This window comes from Arthrobacter sp. GAS37 (assembly GCF_044908325.1).
Lineage (GTDB): Bacteria > Actinomycetota > Actinomycetes > Actinomycetales > Micrococcaceae > Arthrobacter > Arthrobacter ramosus.
In genome coordinates, this window is the sequence record NZ_JBIYDB010000001.1 from 395,176 (window position 1) to 412,419 (window position 17,244).

16 protein-coding genes, 1 tRNA gene and 3 pseudogenes are annotated in these 17,244 nt (G+C 63.5%); 3 read left to right on the top strand and 17 right to left on the bottom strand.

All coding sequences use genetic code 11. The features are described 5' to 3' along the window. Window positions 1-43: 43 nt before the first annotated feature. On the top strand, window positions 44-1,141 hold the full coding sequence (locus ABH924_RS01880; protein ID WP_404496452.1) for a YihY/virulence factor BrkB family protein: 1,098 nt from the start codon (window positions 44-46) through the stop codon (window positions 1,139-1,141). A gap of 340 nt (window positions 1,142-1,481) precedes the next feature. Here the strand turns inward: ABH924_RS01880 and ABH924_RS01885 are convergent, their stop codons facing one another. From ABH924_RS01885 to ABH924_RS01905, 5 genes are all read right to left on the bottom strand, one after another. Then, a complete protein-coding gene (locus tag ABH924_RS01885) occupies window positions 1,482-1,979 on the bottom strand; it encodes an FMN-binding protein (RefSeq protein ID WP_404496454.1) in 498 nt (165 codons plus the stop codon). Then, window positions 1,976-3,286: a ferric reductase-like transmembrane domain-containing protein gene (locus ABH924_RS01890; protein ID WP_404496456.1), complete on the bottom strand. Its 1,311-nt coding sequence runs from the start codon at window positions 3,284-3,286 to the stop codon at window positions 1,976-1,978. Before ABH924_RS01890 ends, ABH924_RS01885 begins: the two co-directional genes overlap by 4 nt. 164 nt (window positions 3,287-3,450) lie before the next feature. Continuing rightward, window positions 3,451-4,743: a sensor histidine kinase gene (locus ABH924_RS01895; protein WP_404496458.1), complete on the bottom strand. Its 1,293-nt coding sequence runs from the start codon at window positions 4,741-4,743 to the stop codon at window positions 3,451-3,453. Further along, window positions 4,740-5,411 (bottom strand): response regulator transcription factor, encoded by a 672-nt coding sequence (locus ABH924_RS01900; protein ID WP_234748544.1) that lies wholly within the window; start codon window positions 5,409-5,411, stop codon window positions 4,740-4,742. Before ABH924_RS01900 ends, ABH924_RS01895 begins: the two co-directional genes overlap by 4 nt. Window positions 5,412-5,472: 61 nt before the next feature. Then, a complete protein-coding gene (locus ABH924_RS01905; RefSeq protein WP_404496460.1) occupies window positions 5,473-6,612 on the bottom strand; it encodes an App1 family protein in 1,140 nt (379 codons plus the stop codon). 220 nt (window positions 6,613-6,832) lie between these two features. Between ABH924_RS01905 and ABH924_RS01910 the strand changes: the two genes are divergently transcribed. After that, window positions 6,833-7,273 (top strand): VOC family protein, encoded by a 441-nt coding sequence (locus tag ABH924_RS01910; RefSeq protein WP_404496462.1) that lies wholly within the window; start codon window positions 6,833-6,835, stop codon window positions 7,271-7,273. Window positions 7,274-7,361: 88 nt separating this feature from the next. Here ABH924_RS01910 and ABH924_RS01915 read toward each other — a convergent pair. The 12 genes and pseudogenes from ABH924_RS01915 to ABH924_RS01970 all read right to left on the bottom strand — a co-directional run. Next, window positions 7,362-7,472: pseudogene (locus ABH924_RS01915) on the bottom strand (ketol-acid reductoisomerase); the annotation flags it as partial. Between the two features lie 151 nt (window positions 7,473-7,623). Continuing rightward, the gene (locus tag ABH924_RS01920; protein WP_404496464.1) at window positions 7,624-8,010 is read right to left on the bottom strand and encodes a RidA family protein; all 387 of its coding nucleotides are present in this window, start codon (window positions 8,008-8,010) and stop codon (window positions 7,624-7,626) included. Between the two features lie 90 nt (window positions 8,011-8,100). Continuing rightward, a complete protein-coding gene (locus ABH924_RS01925) occupies window positions 8,101-9,357 on the bottom strand; it encodes an NAD(P)/FAD-dependent oxidoreductase (RefSeq protein WP_404496466.1) in 1,257 nt (418 codons plus the stop codon). After that, entirely contained in the window at window positions 9,354-10,802 is a 1,449-nt protein-coding gene (locus ABH924_RS01930; protein ID WP_404496468.1) for an NAD(P)/FAD-dependent oxidoreductase, read from the bottom strand. The genes ABH924_RS01925 and ABH924_RS01930 overlap by 4 nt, the downstream gene beginning before the upstream one ends. A gap of 17 nt (window positions 10,803-10,819) precedes the next feature. Next, window positions 10,820-10,960, bottom strand: coding sequence for a hypothetical protein (locus ABH924_RS01935; protein ID WP_404496577.1), 141 nt, complete (start codon window positions 10,958-10,960; stop codon window positions 10,820-10,822). Between the two features lie 54 nt (window positions 10,961-11,014). After that, window positions 11,015-11,206 (bottom strand): annotated as a pseudogene (locus ABH924_RS01940) (FGGY-family carbohydrate kinase); the annotation flags it as partial. Between the two features lie 409 nt (window positions 11,207-11,615). Beyond that, window positions 11,616-12,239: pseudogene (locus ABH924_RS01945) on the bottom strand (FGGY family carbohydrate kinase); the annotation flags it as partial. Further along, window positions 12,236-13,771: an amino acid permease gene (locus tag ABH924_RS01950; RefSeq protein ID WP_404496470.1), complete on the bottom strand. Its 1,536-nt coding sequence runs from the start codon at window positions 13,769-13,771 to the stop codon at window positions 12,236-12,238. The pseudogene ABH924_RS01945 and the gene ABH924_RS01950, both read right to left, overlap by 4 nt. A gap of 464 nt (window positions 13,772-14,235) precedes the next feature. After that, complete coding sequence (locus ABH924_RS01955; RefSeq protein ID WP_404496472.1) at window positions 14,236-15,030, bottom strand: DeoR/GlpR family DNA-binding transcription regulator; 795 nt, start codon at window positions 15,028-15,030, stop codon at window positions 14,236-14,238. A 334-nt stretch (window positions 15,031-15,364) separates the two neighbouring features. Further along, a tRNA-Ala gene (locus ABH924_RS01960) sits at window positions 15,365-15,437 on the bottom strand. A 31-nt stretch (window positions 15,438-15,468) separates the two neighbouring features. Beyond that, window positions 15,469-16,269: an SDR family oxidoreductase gene (locus ABH924_RS01965; RefSeq protein ID WP_404496473.1), complete on the bottom strand. Its 801-nt coding sequence runs from the start codon at window positions 16,267-16,269 to the stop codon at window positions 15,469-15,471. A gap of 6 nt (window positions 16,270-16,275) precedes the next feature. Beyond that, window positions 16,276-17,001: a hypothetical protein gene (locus ABH924_RS01970; RefSeq protein WP_404496475.1), complete on the bottom strand. Its 726-nt coding sequence runs from the start codon at window positions 16,999-17,001 to the stop codon at window positions 16,276-16,278. Window positions 17,002-17,052: 51 nt separating this feature from the next. Here ABH924_RS01970 and ABH924_RS01975 point away from each other — a divergent pair, with 51 nt between their 5' ends. Continuing rightward, a complete protein-coding gene (locus ABH924_RS01975) occupies window positions 17,053-17,181 on the top strand; it encodes a hypothetical protein (RefSeq protein WP_404496477.1) in 129 nt (42 codons plus the stop codon). Window positions 17,182-17,244: the final 63 nt, after the last annotated feature.

The window sequence follows — 17,244 nt, forward strand, 5'->3', positions numbered from 1 at the left end:
AAGGCCAACACGCCTCCAGCCCGCTTTGGAATGAGGGACATCCATGACGACGAAAAATCCCAGCGAAAGCAGCGAGGCCAAGGCAGCAACAGCCCCGGATGCGGATGATGACCGAAAACCGGACAGACCCACCGACATCGCCAAGCCAACCTGGACCTACATAGTCAAGAGGACCTTCCGAGAGTTCGGCAAGGATCAGTGCCCGGATGCCGCCGCGGGGCTGACCTACTACGCGGTGCTTTCCCTTTTCCCTGCCCTGCTTGCGCTCGTCTCCCTGCTCGGTATTTTCGGGCAGGCAGGAAAGAGCACGTCCGCCCTCCTGGACCTCATCCAAGGCATCGCCCCGGGACCCACCATCGACACCATCCGCCAGCCCATTGAAGAGCTCACCACCTCGACATCAGCCGGTTTCGCCCTGGTACTCGGTCTCGTCGCTGCCCTGTGGTCGGCGTCCGGATACGTGGGAGCCTTCAGCAGGGCCATGAACCGCGTCTACGAAGTGGACGAAGGGCGCGGATTCATCAAACTCCGGGCAACCATGCTCGGCGTCACCGTGTTCGCGGTGATGCTCGTGGCCCTGATCGCCGGCATGCTCGTGCTCAGCGGACCCGTCGCCGACGCCGCGGGCAGGGCAGTCAACCTTGGCGGAGACCTCCTGACGGTCTGGAGCATCGTGAAATGGCCCGTCGTCATCCTGCTGGTGGTCTTGATCATCGCGGTCCTGTATTACGCCACCCCTAACGTAAAGCAGCCGCGGTTCCGTTGGATGAGCATCGGCTCCTTCATCGCTTTGCTGGCATTCATCCTGGCATCGCTGGGCTTCGGCTTCTACGTGGCCAACTTCAGCAACTACAACAAGACCTACGGTGCAATAGGCGGCGCCATCGTGATGCTCCTGTGGTTATGGATATTGAACATGTCCCTCCTGTTCGGCGCAGAGTTCGACGCCGAAATGGAACGCGGGCGGGAACTGCAGGCAGGAATCGACGCCGAAGAAACCATCCAGCTCCCACCCCGCGGAACCAAGCGCAGCGAGAAACTCGTGAAACACGAAGAAGAAGAAATCGTCGACGGCGAGAGGCTTAGCGCGCCCCGGCCTCGCGCGCGGGCCAATCCCTTGACTCCGCTTCGCGGGCGATGATCCACGCATCGTATTCGTGGGGCGCCCCGCCGACAACCGTTTTGAACCGGAGACGAACGTTATCGACCCTTGTCACGGACTCTGCCCCGCTCATGAAAAGCGGGAATTCCTCAAACCGCATCCACTGTTCATAAGCCAGGCGAACCGGAACGTTGACGTTAATCGACCCATGAACGTCGTTCATGACGCAGACTCCTGTCCAGTATCCCGGTTGGCCGAGCCGGCCCATCGTTCTACAACGTAAAACCGGCAGCCATTCTACACAAACCATCAGTATGCTTATCTTCTCATCCGAGCACGTGACCGGTTCCCGTAAGGATCGCTCAGAGGGCGCCGCCTGCTATCCCTTGAAGTTCGCTGCGTCGAGTGCGGCCTGCAACGAGCTAAGGTAGCCCTCGCTCGTGTAGGTTGCACCTCCCACTGTGTCCACATTGGATGATTGGCTCGACAGCACCTCGGATTTGAGCATCGGCACGGCCTGCTGGTCTATTTCGCCGGACAGCGACCCGACGTCGGTAAGCTGCAGCGGCACGACGTCGGTGATCTTGCCGCCGGATATCACGGCCTGGACCTGCACCGTGCCATACCGGGTCTGGATCTGGCTGCCGTCGAAGGTTCCGTCTTTCGCACCGGGAGCGGCCGGTCCCGGAGGACCGGCGCTGGTACCGGCCGCCGTCGGGCTGTTCGGTCCGGAGAGCGTTCCGGCGCCCGACGGCGGATTGGCCGCCTTCGTTGTGGTGCCGCCGGATACGGAATCAGCTTGGTTTCCGGCATGCCATCCGATCACGAGGACGGCGGCGGAAGCGAGGCCGGCCAGTATGGCGCTGCGGGCTCTCACCAGCTGAACCTTTCGTAGTGGATCCGGAACCGGGGTACGCCTGCCCGTTTTGCGTCCTCGACTACCAGGTCGGTCCAGTCGCGTGGCCCGCACACGAACACGTCGGCGTCCCGGACATGGGGGACGATCGTGGACAGGCTCATCCGGTGGCTAGCCTCGCGGGCCGGCAGCCAGCTGTCGAGGCCCCTCTTCGGCCGGCGCCCCAGCAGGACGTAGAGCGTTGCAGATTTCTTGGTGCACAGTTTCTGGAGCTCGCGGTAAAGGTAGAGGCCCTTCTCGTCCGGCGCCCGAACGATCACCGTCATCTCGCCGGGAGCGAAGTCGCCCTGCTCAAGCAAAGAGATGATGGGCGTAATTCCGATGCCGGCCGCGACAGCGACCGCACGCCGGGTGGTGCGGGCCCGGTCCGTGAAGAGTCCGTAAGGTCCTTCGATGCTTACCCTGGTGCCGATCGGGAGTGCACTCAATTCGGCGGTTCCGCCTCCCAGCTCACGAACGGTGACTTTGAGGCGAAGGATCCCCGGGGCCGCCGAGAGCGAGAAGGGGTGGGCGTGCCACCATAGCCCGCGCGACCAGAAGCGCCAGATGAAGAATTGGCCGCCACGGACCCGCAGGTCAGCTAGTGAACGTCCGGTCATCTCGATGGAGTACACCCCGGGCGCCTCCGTGACGATATTGCTGACCCGAAGGTCGTGGCGCAGAGTCCGGAACACGGGAATGATGAACCGATAGACGAGCAGCGCCGCCGCCACTCCGAAGTAGAGCGTCAGCCAGTAGTAACGCGCCCAGGTTCCGTCCGCGAACAATTGCCCGGTGCTGAACTGGTGCGGTAGGGCGGCGAGCACGGCGACGTATGCGAGGAAGTGGACAACGTGCCACGCCTCGTAGGAAAGCTTCCGCCGGACAAGAACCAGTGAGGTGATCACGACGACCGCCAGGAGCGCATACCCAAGGTATGCGACTTTCATGTCCGGCAGCGAGGTGAACATGTCCCATATTTCTGCAAACACGTTCAATCGCGCCGTCAGCGCGTAGCCGGTCCAAAGCAGCAGCACATGTGAAGAAATGAGGTAAAAGACGGGCTTGCCCATCCGCTGGTGGACCAGCAAAGCCCGGTCGTGGCCAAATGCCCGGTCAATGACCGGGAGCCGTGCTGCCAGGAGGAGTTGGATCAGCATCAGGTCGGTCCCCACGAGTCCGGCGATGATGCCGACGGCGGTAAAGGCGCCCGGGACGGTTTTGAATTCCACCAGTCCGCTGTCTGCCAGAAACAGTGCCAGGACGAGCGCCACCGACAACCAGACCATCGTTTCCAACAAGTCCGCCAAACGAGCCCGGCGCAAATAACGGGCCCGTTGTGGCATCCGCCGCTGGCTGGCCGTCCGGCCCGTTGCTCCAGCCCGGGCCGTCATCTAGTCCGTCCCGCGGTGGCCCATGGTCTGCTCATGCTCGCAATGCTAGGTTCGGGTTCTTAGAACATTCTTCGAAGCCTGGAGACCAAGGCACGAAAGAAGGAACCGGCTGCTGGAGAGTTCCCGGGGTTTCGTCGGATCGGCAGATGCACCACGATGACCGCGCCGGAGGGTTGCGTGCCGATTTCCACCCGGCCTCCGTGTTGCGCGGCCGCTTCCGCCACGAGGGCGAGGCCTAGACCGTAGTGGCGCGGGGCGGCGCCGGCCTCCGGTTCGGCGTCGGCTGGCCGCGCGGTTGCTAACCGCTCGAAGGCCCGCGGTTTGACGTCGTCGGCAAAACCGGGCCCGTCATCGCGCACCGTGATGACCAGAGTCCTCGAGTCTGTAGTTACGCCCACGTCCACCCGTCCCCGGGCGAAACGGACGGCGTTGTCCAGCAACGCCACGAAAAGCCTGCGCAGCGCCGTCGGCGCGGCAGTGATCGCCAGCGGTCCGGCTATTCCGGTTCGTTCAATCGTGACGCCGCGATGCGCGGCGGAGACCGAAAACGACTGGACGACGTCGTCCGCCAGCGCCACGACGTCGACGTCCGTGAGCTCGACCCTCCGTGAATCCGCCGAGATGAGCAGGTCTTCGAGCAGACGAGTCAGTGAGCGCGAATCCTCGATCATGGCGTCTACGTCCGCCTCGATGTTTGCCGGCGGCTCCTGCAATCGAGAGGATGCCACGCGGCGCCGCAGCATTTGCGCCCGCATACTCAGCAGGGTCAGCGGCGTGCGCAGTTCATGGCTTGCATCCGCGACGAATCGCCGTTGCCGGTCGAGAGCCTCGGCCATGGGCCGCATGGTGCGCCGCGCCAACCACACCGCTAGAAGGCTCGCCAACACCACGGCTCCGCCGCAGGTCAGCAGCAGGGCAACGCCCAACCGGTTCAGTTCCTCGAGATTCTCGTGACGATCGAACACCGCTTGGACTACCCGGCCTCCGGAATCCGCCGTACGGACGGTGTACGGGCGGCCCGCTATCGAAACGTCCTCCTGGGCGGCGACTCCGTTGGCGGCGACAGCATCGATAGCCTTCAGATCCGGCAGCCCAGACGGCATCCCGGGGGACACAGTCAAGACGCCTTGGTTGGAGATCGCCAGCCAGGTTCCGGCGGGGGCGTCGACGATCGAATCTACGTGTTCGGTGGCGGTGGTCAGAAGGCGTTGGGCTGCGGTGGCCTGGCTCGTGCTGACAATCAACAGCACCGATCCGGCTATCGCCACCAAAAGCAGCACCAGCAAAGCGCCGGTCTGTAGGGCCAGCCGCCAGGAGGACCGCTGCAGCTCGTCCTCGGCTTGACCCTTCATGCGAGCGTGCCGATCCGGTAGCCGACCCCGTGGACCGTCCGCACGCTCCCCCGTCCCAGCTTCCGCCGGAGGTAGTGGACATACGTGTCGACCACTCCTGCCTCTTCGGCGTTCGGAAAGACATATTCAAGAATCTCGCCACGCCCGAATACCCGGTTCGGCCAGCGTGCCAGCTCCTCCAGCAAGGCGCTCTCCCGTTCGGACAAGACGACGACGGAACCATCAGACCGGGTCACGCTGCGCGATTCGAGGTCAAAATGCCCACCGGTGATCCGCAGGGTCGTCGCGGTGGTGATATGCCGGCGTCGTAAGGCACGCAAGCGGGCCAGAAGTTCATCGACGTCGAAAGGCTTCGACAGGTAGTCCTCCGCGCCCGCGTCGAGCCCCTCGACCCTGTCTGCAGGATTGCCCAATGCGGAGAGTATGAGCGCGGCCGTCTCGACGCCCTCCCTGCGCAGTTTCGTCAACAGGTTCAACCCGTCCATGACCGGAAGGCCCCGGTCCAGAACCAGGACGTCGAATTCCCCGGTCAGGGCGAGGTGGAGGCCTTTCTGTCCATCTGAAGCGCTGGATACTTCGTAGCCCTCGCCAACCAGCAACTCCTGCAGCATCGCCCGAAGCTCCACGTCATCCTCGACCAGAAGAATGCGCGGCTTCATCTCATTCATAGTCGGAGTATAGGCGTCGGAGCTGGGGCGGATTCCTGACACAGCCTGATGGAACTGTTTCTCAGCCGGATTCCTCCGGCACGTCTGCGGGCCGGACGCTGCGCCGGATGATGCCCAACTGCTCAAGCTGGGCCGACATTCCCGCACCGTCCGGAGAGTAGATCCAGGGGACCCCCGGCGTGGGCGGACCTGCGGACTTCGACCGCCCGCCCGCAAGCACTGCTTCACTAGCGGAGAGCTGGCGGATCGCGATGGCCCTGACGTTCTGCGGATGGCGTTGGGCGAACTCGGCGTAGATGGCCTCGTCGTGCTGTCCGTCGTCGCCGACCAGCAGCCACTGGATGCCGGGGAACTCCGCCGCGAGACGTTCCAGGGAGGTCCTCTTGTGCTCCTGGCCGCTGCGGAACCAGCGGTCCGGGGTGGGACCCCAGTCGGTCAGGAGCTTCGGACCGGCGGGATACAAATTGCGGGACAGGAATCGCGACAGCGTCGGTGCGACGTTCCACGCTCCGGTCGACAGGTACACCACGGGGGCCGAGGGCACCGTCCTTACGATCCGCTCGTAGAGCACAGCCATGCCCGGCGTCGGGGTCCTCGCGTGTTCGTCGAGTACGAAGGTGTTCCAGGCGGCCAGGAACGGGCGGGGCAGCGCTGTGACCATCACGGTGTCGTCGATATCGGAGACGACACCGAAGTCTGTATCGTCCGCGACGATTTGCACTGGGGCTTCCACGATCCTGGATCCCCCGGACTGCACGGTGATTGTATGCCAGCCGGCGTCGAGGCCTACGGGGATACGCACGTCGACGACGCCTCCGCGGTCGGCTTCGACGTCATGGACAGTGCCTGCGATGGTCACGCGCACGGCGGCGTGTGCTATGGGCGCACTGGTGAAATTGCGCCAGCCGCGCATGCCATCCTTCAGCGGTTTGAGCGCACCTGCCTGGCGACCGCTCCCGGTGTCCCGCGGTTCACTGCGGACAATGCGCGCCAACACCCGGACCCAGGACGTGGTGCCGTAACCGGTGTAAGGGATGACGGTCTCCACCCGACCGCGCCGGATCGCGAGACGCGTCTGGAACCTGAGCCAGCCGTCGTCGAGCCTCAGGGCGAGGTGGCGGCGCGCGCTGCTCGGCGGCGTCGGACTCCCGCTGTCAACGCTGTCGGACAGAGCGCGCGGCTTCACAGGGAGGGGACACATGCGTCCAGTCTGACATGGTCACCCCCTAAGCCTCCGCACCGGCCGTGCGCCGACCGGCGGGCTTGCCGACACCCCAGCCGGGCCCCCGGCCAGGACGGAATCCCAACCCTACGCGGAGTCTGCCGCGCGGCAGGAGTCTTTCTCCCGACGTGAATCCGCCGTAAAGTCCGCGATAGGCTCCGTCTTGGGCCGGGTTAACGAACACTTGGAGGCTTTTCCCATGTCGCCAATCATGCGATTCGACCACGTCGGTGTCACCGTTCAGGACCTCGACCACGTGACGGCGTTCTTCGTTGGACTCGGGCTCGAGGTCGAGGGCCGGACGTTCGTGGAGGGCGAGTTCATCGACACCGTCATAGCCATCCCTGATTCCCGTACGGAGATCGTCATGTTGCGGACACGTGACGGAGGAACAGGGGTGGAGCTATCCAGCTTCGCCAGGCCGGACCCCGTGCCGGGATCGCCCGCCGCCATGGCCAACGAACTCGGGCTGCGCAGTCTGTCCTTCGAAGTTGACGATCTTCAGGCCCACGTCGACCGGCTGGCAGCAGGGGGATACGGGCTGGTCGGTGGCATCGGCCAGTATGAGGGAGCCTGGCGCATGGCCTACGTTCGCGGTCCAGAGGGAATCATCGTCGCCCTGGCCGAGCGGATCAACTGACGAGACCCGCTGGTAGTCGCAGCCCCGATACGACGTGCCCGGTGGTGAACAGTTCGCCTGTTCACTACCGGGCCCAGTCGTCGGAAGGTCAGCGGGCTGCGGTTCCCTCCGTGTAGTCGTCGTCGCTTTGGGCCCAGGAGAACAGCCCGCGGAGCTCGCGGCCGGTGGCCTCGATCGGGTGTGACTCGGCTTTCTTGCGGCGAGAACGGCCTTCACACTTCCGGGCCGCGTCACGCCGAGCAGGTTTTCGACGCCCCCAACGGACTGCGAGCCCGGGATTCCGGGGTTTCAGAGCAGTCTGGGCGCCAAAAAGGTGCGTGGCGTGACGCGGTGACGAGGCGGTGGCGAGGCTACAGCAGGATCGCGTCGGCTTCGACTTCGACCAGAAGGTCGTCGGCTGCCAGGGCGCCAACCTCGACGACGGCGGTCACGGGACGGATGTCGCCGAAGATTTCACCGTGGACGGCGCCGACGGCGTCGAAGTCTTCAATATTGGTGAGATAGACCCTGGTGCGTACGACGTCCGCGAATGATCCGCAGGCCTGGATGAGGGCGGTCTCGATGCGGTTGAAGATTTCGCGGGCCTGGGCAGCAGCGTCGTTTCCGCCGACGGCGCCCTTGCTGGAGCCGGCAGTGGTTCCCGCCACGAGGATCTGGTTTCCGACGCGGACCGCGCGGGAGTAGCCGAGGATCGGTTCGCGGGCGGATCCGGATGAGATGTTCTGGCGCTGGTTCATGGGTTCTCCTGATTGTAGGATTGCCCGGCTGGTGCAGGGCATGGTCGGGCCGCGCCCCCATCAGGGGGCGCGCCCAGCGGGTGCCGGTGACTAGTTGGCGAGGCCGATGGTGACGGCGCCGTCGTTCCAGTTGATCTGGCTGAGCATGCTGGACGGGACACGGAAAACGCGGCCCGGTGCTGCGGGCCACCAAAGCCGCTTCCGGGCGATGACTGCGCCGTTTTGACGCAGCACTACTTCGGGGAACGGGACGTAGGTATCGCTCCAGAGCAGAAGCCGACGGCGGGGCGGCGCCGGATCGTGTTGGCGCAGCAAGGCTGGCGCTACCCACCTGAACGGAGCGTCGGCGGTCAGAGTTAGCGGTGCTCCTGCCGGCCGGTCGCCCCGGAGGTAGTTGACAACGTGCTCGGCGACGGCAGCGCCGTCGAGGGCCGCCACGTCGGCGGTATCCACCGGGTGGAGCATGTTGCCGATGGCAAAGATGCCGGCCTTGTTGGTCCGCAGGGCGGCGTCCACCAGTGGTGATTTGCTGACGGGATCGATGTCGACGTGGGCCGCCCGGGCGAGTTCATTGTCCGGGATCCAATCGCCGGTGAGGATGACGGTGTCGCAGTCGACGATCCGTCGTTGACCGGTGTCGATGTTCTCGATCTCCACACCCTGAACGTTCGGCTTCCCGATGATCCGTGTGACCCTTGTGCGGGTGGCCACCTTCGTGCCGAAGAACAGCTTTCCGGGTCCGCTGAATAGCCGGTAGGCATCCGCCTTCGGGTATTCGGTGGTCATCAGTACCGTCTTGCACTTGACGTGTTTCAAGGTCATCGCAGCCGACCAGCTGACCAGCTCCGCACCGACGATAACAGCCCGTTTGCCGACCTTGCCGTGCTTGAGGTGGATGATGTTCTGCAGGTGCCCGGTGGTGTAAACGCCTTTGCCGCGGTCACCTGGAATGAGCCGGGCAGGACGGGGCCGTTCCCTGGCACCGGTGGCGAGGATGATCGCCTTCGCATCGACGCGCACTCGCCCGTCGGGCATCGTGACGTTGACAGAACGCTCTCCTGCCCAGTCGGTGACCATGGCGTTGGTGAGGATCCTCGCACCGGCAGCGGTCGCCTGCTCACGCAGAACACGGGCGTATTTGGGCCCGTCGATGAACTTGCCCATGTCGCGGATTCCGTAGCCGGGATGGTCGCTGTACCGCGGGATGCCGCCGGCGACGCTTTCCCGTTCAAGGACGAGGACTTCGCCGCTCACGCGCGGAGCCAATTCGGCTGCGGCGCGCAAGCCGGATGGTCCGGCGCCGATGATCAGGACGGTCGGGGTCAGGACCGTGCCGTTGGTGCTCACTTGGTGACCTCCACGCTGGCAACTTTTGCTTTCGGATTGACCGGGACCTTGGCGCTCTGGCCGCGGGATTCGAGAAGCTCGCTTACTTCCGCGCCGCAGAAGAAGCCTTGGCAGCGGCCGTTCTGGGCGCGGGTCCGGCGGCGCAGCCCGTCCAGTGTGCACGGCGGGATCGGGGAACTGAAGGTGTCCCGGATTTCACCGGCGGTGACACGTTCGCAGAAGCACACGATCTTCCCGTACGCAGGATCTTCCGCGATCCTCGCTGCGTCCCGGTAAGGGCGCAGGAAAGCTTCGCCGATGTTGGGCATATGCGGTGGTTCGGGCAAGTTGTCGCGCTCCACCAGCTCGATGGCACCCGATGCCCTGAGTAGTTCGTCGACGTACTCGGCCACGGCGATACCGGAGGTCAGCCCGGTGGAGCGGATGCCGCCGGCGATCACGTACTGCTGCTCCGTGTCGACTTCGATGAGGTAATCGGGGTAATCGCTGGCTGCGCGTAGTCCGGCGTAAGTGGCCGTTACCTCTTCATCCAGGAGTTTGGGCATGATCTTCTCGCCCTTGCCCCTCAGGAAGGCGAAGCCGCTCTCGGACGTTCCCGTGTCAGTGCGGTCCTTGAGGTCTTCGGCGGTGGGGCCCAGCATCACGTTGCCGTAAATGGTGGGGCTGACCAGAACACCCTTGCCCAATGCCGTGGGCACCGGCAGAACGATCTTGTCCACGAGGGGCCGTGCCTGCTTGTCGTACACCAGCAGCTCGCCGCGTCGGGGGGTCAGGTGGATCCGGTCATAGCCGAAGAGCTGGTCGATCGTGTCCCCGCCCAGTCCGGCGGCGTTGATGACCCAGCGGGCGCTGATCCGGTCGATGCTTGTGTAGAGATGCGTGACGCCGTCGACCCTGTCGATGCTGGCGACGCGACGTCGGAGCAGGAGCTCCGTTCCCCGCTGTACAGCGTCGGTGGCCAGGGCAAGGTTGGTAGTCCAGGTGCAGATGATGGACTCGTCCGGGACGGAGAGCCCGGCCAGGGCGCCCTCGCCTAGATGAGGCAGGAGCCGGTAGATCTCCGCCGCGTCGATGATTCCGGTCTTGGCGTATCCGTTTTGCTCGGCCTTTACCTTCAGGCCAGGCAGGGCGTCGCGCTGCTCGTCATCCCACGCCACAAGGATGGCGCCGGTGTGTTCGACCGGAATTCCCGTCTGCTTAGCGTACTCGGAAAGCAAGTGGTAACCCTCGTGCACCATTCTCGACTCAAGGGTTCCGGGCTTGGCGTCGAATCCTGTGTGCAGGATCGCCGTGTTCGCTTTGCTCGTCCCGTCCCCTACGTCTTCGCGCCCGTCGAGGAGCGCGACGCTGAGCCGGTACCCGGCCAGCTTCCGTGCGATGGCTGAGCCCACAATGCCGGCGCCGATCACGGCGACATCGTAGGTTTTGTTCTGGGTGTTGCTCATTCGGGTGTTCTCCTTCGTCACCGGGTTGCCTCGACGGCGGTTGCCCACCGCGCGCGGAACTCGGCCGCTTGGTCTGCCGACCACTTCGGTTCATAGACAGTGCTGGGGCTCCAGGGAACGACGGCGTCCTGGAGTGTGCGGGACGGTTCAAGTGCCACTCTGGCCAGGGCTGCCGCGCCCAGGGGCGTAGCGTGCTGGGAGGGGTATACGTCGATCTCTATCTGCATGAGATCGGCGACGGCCTGCATCAGAACCCGGCTTTGCGTCAGCCCGCCGTCGGCCCGCAGCCGCTGGAGCGGATGGCCGATGTCTGAAGCGACGAGGGAGCCCAGCTCGGCGACCTGCGCGGCGATACCCTGCAAGACGGCGAGCACGATATGTTCCGGCCCGGTGGACAGCGTCATTCCCGTGAGGGAGGCTTTGGCTTCCGGGCTCCACCATGGGGCAGCGAGGCCGGCGAAAGAAAGCAGGGACGCTGAGCACGCCGCCGGAATCGGCGGCGGCTACGACGTCGAGCTCTGAAGCTGACTTGATGAAGCCCATTCCTTGGAGCCACCTGACGGCGGACGCTGCCGTGTACACCTGTCCGTCAAAGCAGTAGGTGGGCTTGTCTTTGACGGTCCAGGCAACGGATGCGGCAAGTCCGGCCGTTGAGCGTGTTGCCGATGTTCCCGTGTTGGCCAGCAGGAAAGCGCCCGTTCCGAAGGTGCACTTCGCTTCGCCGGTTTCGAGGCAGTTCTCGGCTAAGAGGGCCGCCTGCTGATCCACAATGAGTCCGCCGACGGCCATGATCCCGCCGAAGGCACTGGTTGAGCCCGCGATCGCGTCGGACGGCAGAATCCTGGGAAGCTTTTCGTCGCCGAGTTCGAACAAATCCAGCAGTTCATGGTCCCATTCCGTGCTGTCCAGATCGGTCGTCAGGGACCGGCTGGCCGTGCTGACGTCGGTGACGAAGTCCCCGGTCAGATGGTGGATGAGCCAGCTATCGGAGGTGGTGACAACACCGTCCCGGGTGACGTTTTTCCGGATCCAGGCCTGCTTGGGGGCGGAGAAGTACGGGTCGAGGATAAGTCCGGTGCGGCTTGCGAATTCGTCCCTATGGTCTGCGAGGCCGGCGCAGATGCTTTCGGCGCGCCGGTCCTGCCACACGATCATGTTGGATAGGGGCTTGCCGGTCGCGGGGTCCCAGGCCAGGACGGTTTCGCCTTGGTTGGCGATGGTGACGATATCGATCAACGCACCGGACTGCGCGACGGCGGCTTTCCCGGTGTCGAGGACTGAGTCGAGCAGTTCCTGCGGGTCCTGCTCGACGCCGCTCCCAGGCAGGTAGTGCGGCCGGACTGTTTGTTCAGCCAGGCCCAGAATTTTTCCGCTGCCGTCGACGACGACGGCTTTGGTTCCGGACGTGCCCTGATCAATGGATAGAACGGTGGTCACTTGCCCTGCGCCCTTTCGGAATGTTTGGCGTCGGCGTCCAGCTCGGCATCGATCGAGTGCAGATCTGGCATGGCGAGTCCGGACGGACCGCCGCGTCGGATCAACAGGAAGACCAGGTAGACAGCGCCGATTGCCACCATGATGGCCACGTAAAGCCAGGAGTTGATGAAGGATGCGTCCCTGAAAATAGACAGCATGAAGATCAGCCACACGGCGGCGAGGATGATGACGGGTACCTCGAACTTGCCCAAGGTGAATCCCTTGCTTGGGGGAAGGCTCTTGCGCTTGAGGATATACAGCAGGACCGTGGAAGCGTAGATGACCGCAGGGAGCAGGGTAGCGGCACCAAAGAGGCTGAAGAGCGCGTCGGTCTGGAAGGCGAAGAGGCCGAGGATCAGCTCGCCAAGGACAAACATGAGCCCGGTTGCCGCCGTCGGGGTTCCGAAGCGCGGTGACACCTTGCGCCACACGGCGTGGCCCGGGAATCTGTCGTCGCGGGACATCGCCCAAACGAGCCGGACTCCGGTCATGAGGATCACCATGCCGCAGGCAAAGATTGCGATGACGACCATCACCAGCAGCGCGGTGCCTACGACCGGCCCGAGAACACGGTTGATGACGTCGGCAACCGGAGTTCCGGACCCGGCCAGGGTTGCGGGATCGCCGGCGAGCATGGTGATGGCCAGGAGGAAGAAGAAGCCCAGGATGCCTGAAGCGAGGACGGCTTGCCACATAGCACGGGGCACCACCCTGGCAGGGTCCTTGGTTTCTTCGGCGAGGTTGGCGGCGGACTCGAATCCCACGATCGTGAACGCGCCCAGCAATGTCCCCATCATCCAAGGCCCCACGTGGAGCAAGGACCCGACGCTGAAGTAATCCTGCGCCGGGAGGGAACCCGTGGAGAACAGATTGCCCACGTTCAATTCCTTGGCCACTGCGCCGACGACGATGAGCAACACGACAAGCAGGATCATGCCGATGAGTTCGGCCGAGACGGCGAAGTTGTTCACCCGTTCTGTCCAGCGCGTGGAAAACGCAACCAACAGGGCCTGCAAGGCCAGCACAATGCTGGTGATCAGCCAGGCGTTCGCAGGGGTTCCCTCGTAGCCGAGGAGAACAGGCAGGACGGTTGACGCGATGGTGTAGTCGACTGCGACCACCACGATTGCGAGGAACGTGAAGGAGATCCAGCCCATGATCCAACCCAGTACCGGGTTGGCCAAGCGCGACATCCACTGGTAGGAGTAGCCGGTCACAGGGATGCGGGCGGCCAACGAGCCGAAAATAAGAGCGACCATGAGTTGCCCGACCGTGACGATCGGCCAGGTCCAGATGCCCGCAGGCCCGGAGCTGTTGAGAACTGCGCCATAGGTAGTGAAGATGCCCGTGGCGATGGAAACGAACGCGAAAGCGACAGCAAAAGAGGCAAATCTGCCCGTGCCGCGCTTCATTTCCTGCTTGTAGCCGTACTCTGCAACGTTGGTGTCCGTGCCCGGCACGATACTGCCTGTTGGTGGAGGGTTGTGTGTCATTGGAGCGGGGATCCTTCGATAAGTGCCCGTCGGAGCGTCGTTGCTGGATTAGGCCGGGCGCGGGGTGTCGGTTCGTTGGAATTGCTTGTTCCTTGGTGCCTCATGTTCACGGCGACATGACAGCGGCCGGATGAGGCCTACGGGGCACTGGGAGCCACGTGCGTTGGAATCGCATCCACGCTTTATGTGGATTTATGAGGATTCATAAGGAAAAGTATGGATCCGCGAGGGCTGCGCGTCAAGGGGTAATTGTTGCGGGCGTCACAATCGCCCTGCTTTTCCTTGGTTTCATGCGGATTCGCGGCAAAAATCGACCAAATCACTGTCCACATAATTCCACGATCTGCCTCCTTAAATGGAGATGCCCCGCACTTTCGTGCGGGGCATCTCCACGGCGCAACCAGAGCGGGCCCGGACTCGATTGGTACGAGCCGGCTCAGGAGTCGCGCGGTGTCGGCTGGAAACTAGCTGGACACCTCACGCGGCTCCCCGCCTTGGACGACTTCAATGCCTGCGTCCTTCAGGGAATTGATCCGGGCACCGCTGGCCTTGCTGTCTGTGATTACCCCTTTGATTTCGTCAAGGTCGCAGACATGGCGGACAGCAATCCGTCCCAGTTTGTCACCAACTGCCAGGACATAAGTCTTCGCTGACTTCTCAATCATCAGTTGCTTGATTGCCACATCCTCAGATGAATAGTCCGTGAGGCCCGCCCGGACATCCACTCCCCCGGCGCCAAGAAAGGCCCAGTTCGCATTGAAGCTTCGAACCTGGGCAAGGGCGTCGGGACCGTACGTGGTCATTTCGCCGGCTCGGACGCGACCGCCAAGCACATACAGTTCAACATCCGGACGGTCACTGAGGATGGATCCCACCACCAGGCTATTCGTGATGACTATGCCGTGGAATGTTGGAGGCAGTGCCCTCGCCGCAGCTTCCACAGTGGTTCCGACGTCGAGAAAGATTGTGTCGGTGTCACCGATAAGCGCGGCGGCCGCAGCCCCGATTTCGCCCTTCTCCTGAGGGTTTTCCATTGAGCGGTTGGCCCTGTCGGGTTCGCTCTCCGTCACTTTGACAGGAGGCATCGCTCCGCCGTGGATGCGCTTGAGCTCCCCGGATCTTTCCAAAGCCATAAGGTCCCTGCGCACGGTTTCACCGGAGACAGACATCATGGCTGCAATGTCGGCGGGCCTCAGGAAATCCCCTTCGCTGACGAGTTCCAGGATTCTTCGGCGCCTGACCTCGGGGGGCTGCTTCATTGGACTAACCATCGCCTTCAGTGCCCTCTACTAGTTGGCTCCTGCCCGGCTTGACCGGCGTGCCGATGCGTCGACTGGACACCTTCGTCCAGCGGGAGCACCAATGCAGGATGCAATTCTGTGTGTATCATACGAATTTGCAACAATTTCCACAACTTGCCAACCGGCCTCAAGTGTTCGACCCCGCCCGACCACGCGGGCCTCGCCTTGGCGATTGACACGGTCTGCCACAGGTTTTCATCCGAAAACGCGTGGTTTCCATGGGGTGGGTTCACAACAGACAAGACGAAGGCCCTCCCACCCAACGTTTCCGCAGGTCAAAGGGCCTTCATTGTGGAGCTAAGGAGATTCGAACTCCTGACCTCTTCGATGCGAACGAAGCGCTCTACCAACTGAGCTATAGCCCCTGGTCAACCGTGCGTTGCCAGTGTCCCTAGGCTACAAACTATCTTCGCGCTTTGCCAACCAAGACTCGAACGTGTCTGTTCCCGTCCGCTGGCTTGGCACCAAATTCAGTCCGTTCCGAAGATATTTGCCCATCGCTCCCGGCAACGGCAGCTCCACGATCCGCCCGGACTGTCCCGTAGCTCCTCGCCAGATCTCAGCGAGTTCACGCATGGTCCGGATGTCCGGTCCGCCGATGGTTCGTGTCCGGTGTCGCTCTGCTGAAGGCCCCCCCACGGCTTGAGTCAGCAACTCGGACGCCACATCCGACGGTGAAATCGTCTGAAAGCGTGTGCCCTTGAAGACCGGGATGAGGCGGACTTTCGCCCCGGCCTGGAAAACGGCCGTCACGAGGCTGTGGAACTGGGTGGCCCGCAGAGCAACCGTCTCAAGCGCCGAATTCGCGTAGACCCGCTCTTTGTCTGCTTTGGAGACATAAAAGGCCGCGTTGCTCTGGTCGCAGTTGATGATCGAGAGGAGAACCGCCTTGCGGACACCGGCACCGGCGGCCGCGGCGAGCAGGCGCGCGCCGCCGTCGGCGAAATTCTTGCGGGCCTTCCCGAACCGCCCTTCCAAGCAATCGATCACGACGTCGGCCCCCTGCAGGGCCTCTGCCAGTCCGGCGCCTGTGGTGACGTCAGCCTGAAAGTAGCGGGCGCCGTCGTGATGGACTGGTGACGTGCCCGACGGCGGGCGGCGGCTCAGCACCCTCACGTCAAGTCCGGCGGCGAGCGCCAAACGGACGACTTCACGGCCCACCTGTCCCGTGCCCCCTGCGACGCAGACAATAGTCAAGGGAGGCTATGCCCGGCGGCGCTGCAAAACGTCGTCGAGGTTGCTGAGGGCGCTCTGAGGCTTGCCTTGCTGCGCCTGGACCGACGGGCCGGCGGACGGCGCGCTGGCCGGCTTCAATGTCGGCTTTCCGAGGGGCTTGGGAGCCTCAGGCAAGTCGAGGGGTTCCGGTGCCGGCCGGGGCGCCTTGGCGGCGTCGACGTATGTTGGTTTGGGAACGTCCACCGGCTGCCATTCAGATTCCTTGGATTCCGCCGTAAACCGGACTGTGTTGTCGCCGGCGGCGACAGCAACGTTGAGGGCAGCCTGACGAAGTTCGACGGCGGTCAGGCGCGTCGCTTCACGGGCATGGGCTTCCGCGTCGAAGATCTTGGTAGCCGGTCGGTCCGAGGCCGGAGGACTTACGCGAGGACTCTCAACTGTGGGACCCATTGCGTTGCGGAAGGCCCTGTTCATCTTCGCCCTGCGGTCCCTGATGGCCAGCCGTCGAAGCAGGAAGACGATCCCGACCACGCCGACGATGGATACCAGTGGCAGCCAACCCGAAACGAGGCCGAGAATGCGCAGCACGCCGGAAACGGCTGCCGTGAGCAGGAGGAGGAGACCGGCCAGAGCAAGAGCGCAGCGCCCGTATCTGACTTTGAAGACCGCTGCATCCGATGCAGCATCACACCGTTCGCCGGCGTCGGCCGATACCCCGGGCAATGCGGTTGCGGTGCTCTGCATGGTTTCCATTGCTTTCTCCTGCCGAGGGGTGATTGACAGAACCACCCCGGCTTGCAGTTCATGAGCGTCTTCGTCGATAACATCCGCTGGGACGTCACCGGCCACTTGGACGTGGTTGCGACGATTCCGCAGTATGTATGGCGCAACCCAAACAATCCACAGCGCGACAGCAATGACCAATATCACTGAGCTGCTGAGAGGGAAGTCCACAATCAAAACCGTAGAAGCAAATACGCAGAGGCCACCGCATTG

Bases quoted from the DNA above. Each gene is read 5' to 3' on its own strand.
- ABH924_RS01880 (WP_404496452.1), top strand. From the start codon at position 44: ATGACGACGAAAAATCCCAGCGAAAGCAGCGAGGCCAAGGCAGCAACA.
- ABH924_RS01890 (WP_404496456.1), bottom strand. From the start codon at position 3,286: ATGGTCTGGTTGTCGGTGGCGCTCGTCCTGGCACTGTTTCTGGCAGAC.
- ABH924_RS01895 (WP_404496458.1), bottom strand. From the start codon at position 4,743: ATGAAGGGTCAAGCCGAGGACGAGCTGCAGCGGTCCTCCTGGCGGCTG.
- ABH924_RS01900 (WP_234748544.1), bottom strand. From the start codon at position 5,411: ATGAATGAGATGAAGCCGCGCATTCTTCTGGTCGAGGATGACGTGGAG.
- ABH924_RS01905 (WP_404496460.1), bottom strand. From the start codon at position 6,612: ATGTGTCCCCTCCCTGTGAAGCCGCGCGCTCTGTCCGACAGCGTTGAC.
- ABH924_RS01910 (WP_404496462.1), top strand. From the start codon at position 6,833: ATGTCGCCAATCATGCGATTCGACCACGTCGGTGTCACCGTTCAGGAC.
- ABH924_RS01920 (WP_404496464.1), bottom strand. From the start codon at position 8,010: ATGAACCAGCGCCAGAACATCTCATCCGGATCCGCCCGCGAACCGATC.
- ABH924_RS01930 (WP_404496468.1), bottom strand. From the start codon at position 10,802: ATGAGCAACACCCAGAACAAAACCTACGATGTCGCCGTGATCGGCGCC.
- ABH924_RS01950 (WP_404496470.1), bottom strand. From the start codon at position 13,771: ATGACACACAACCCTCCACCAACAGGCAGTATCGTGCCGGGCACGGAC.
- ABH924_RS01955 (WP_404496472.1), bottom strand. From the start codon at position 15,030: ATGAAGCAGCCCCCCGAGGTCAGGCGCCGAAGAATCCTGGAACTCGTC.
- ABH924_RS01970 (WP_404496475.1), bottom strand. From the start codon at position 17,001: ATGGAAACCATGCAGAGCACCGCAACCGCATTGCCCGGGGTATCGGCC.
- ABH924_RS01975 (WP_404496477.1), top strand. From the start codon at position 17,053: ATGAGCGTCTTCGTCGATAACATCCGCTGGGACGTCACCGGCCACTTG.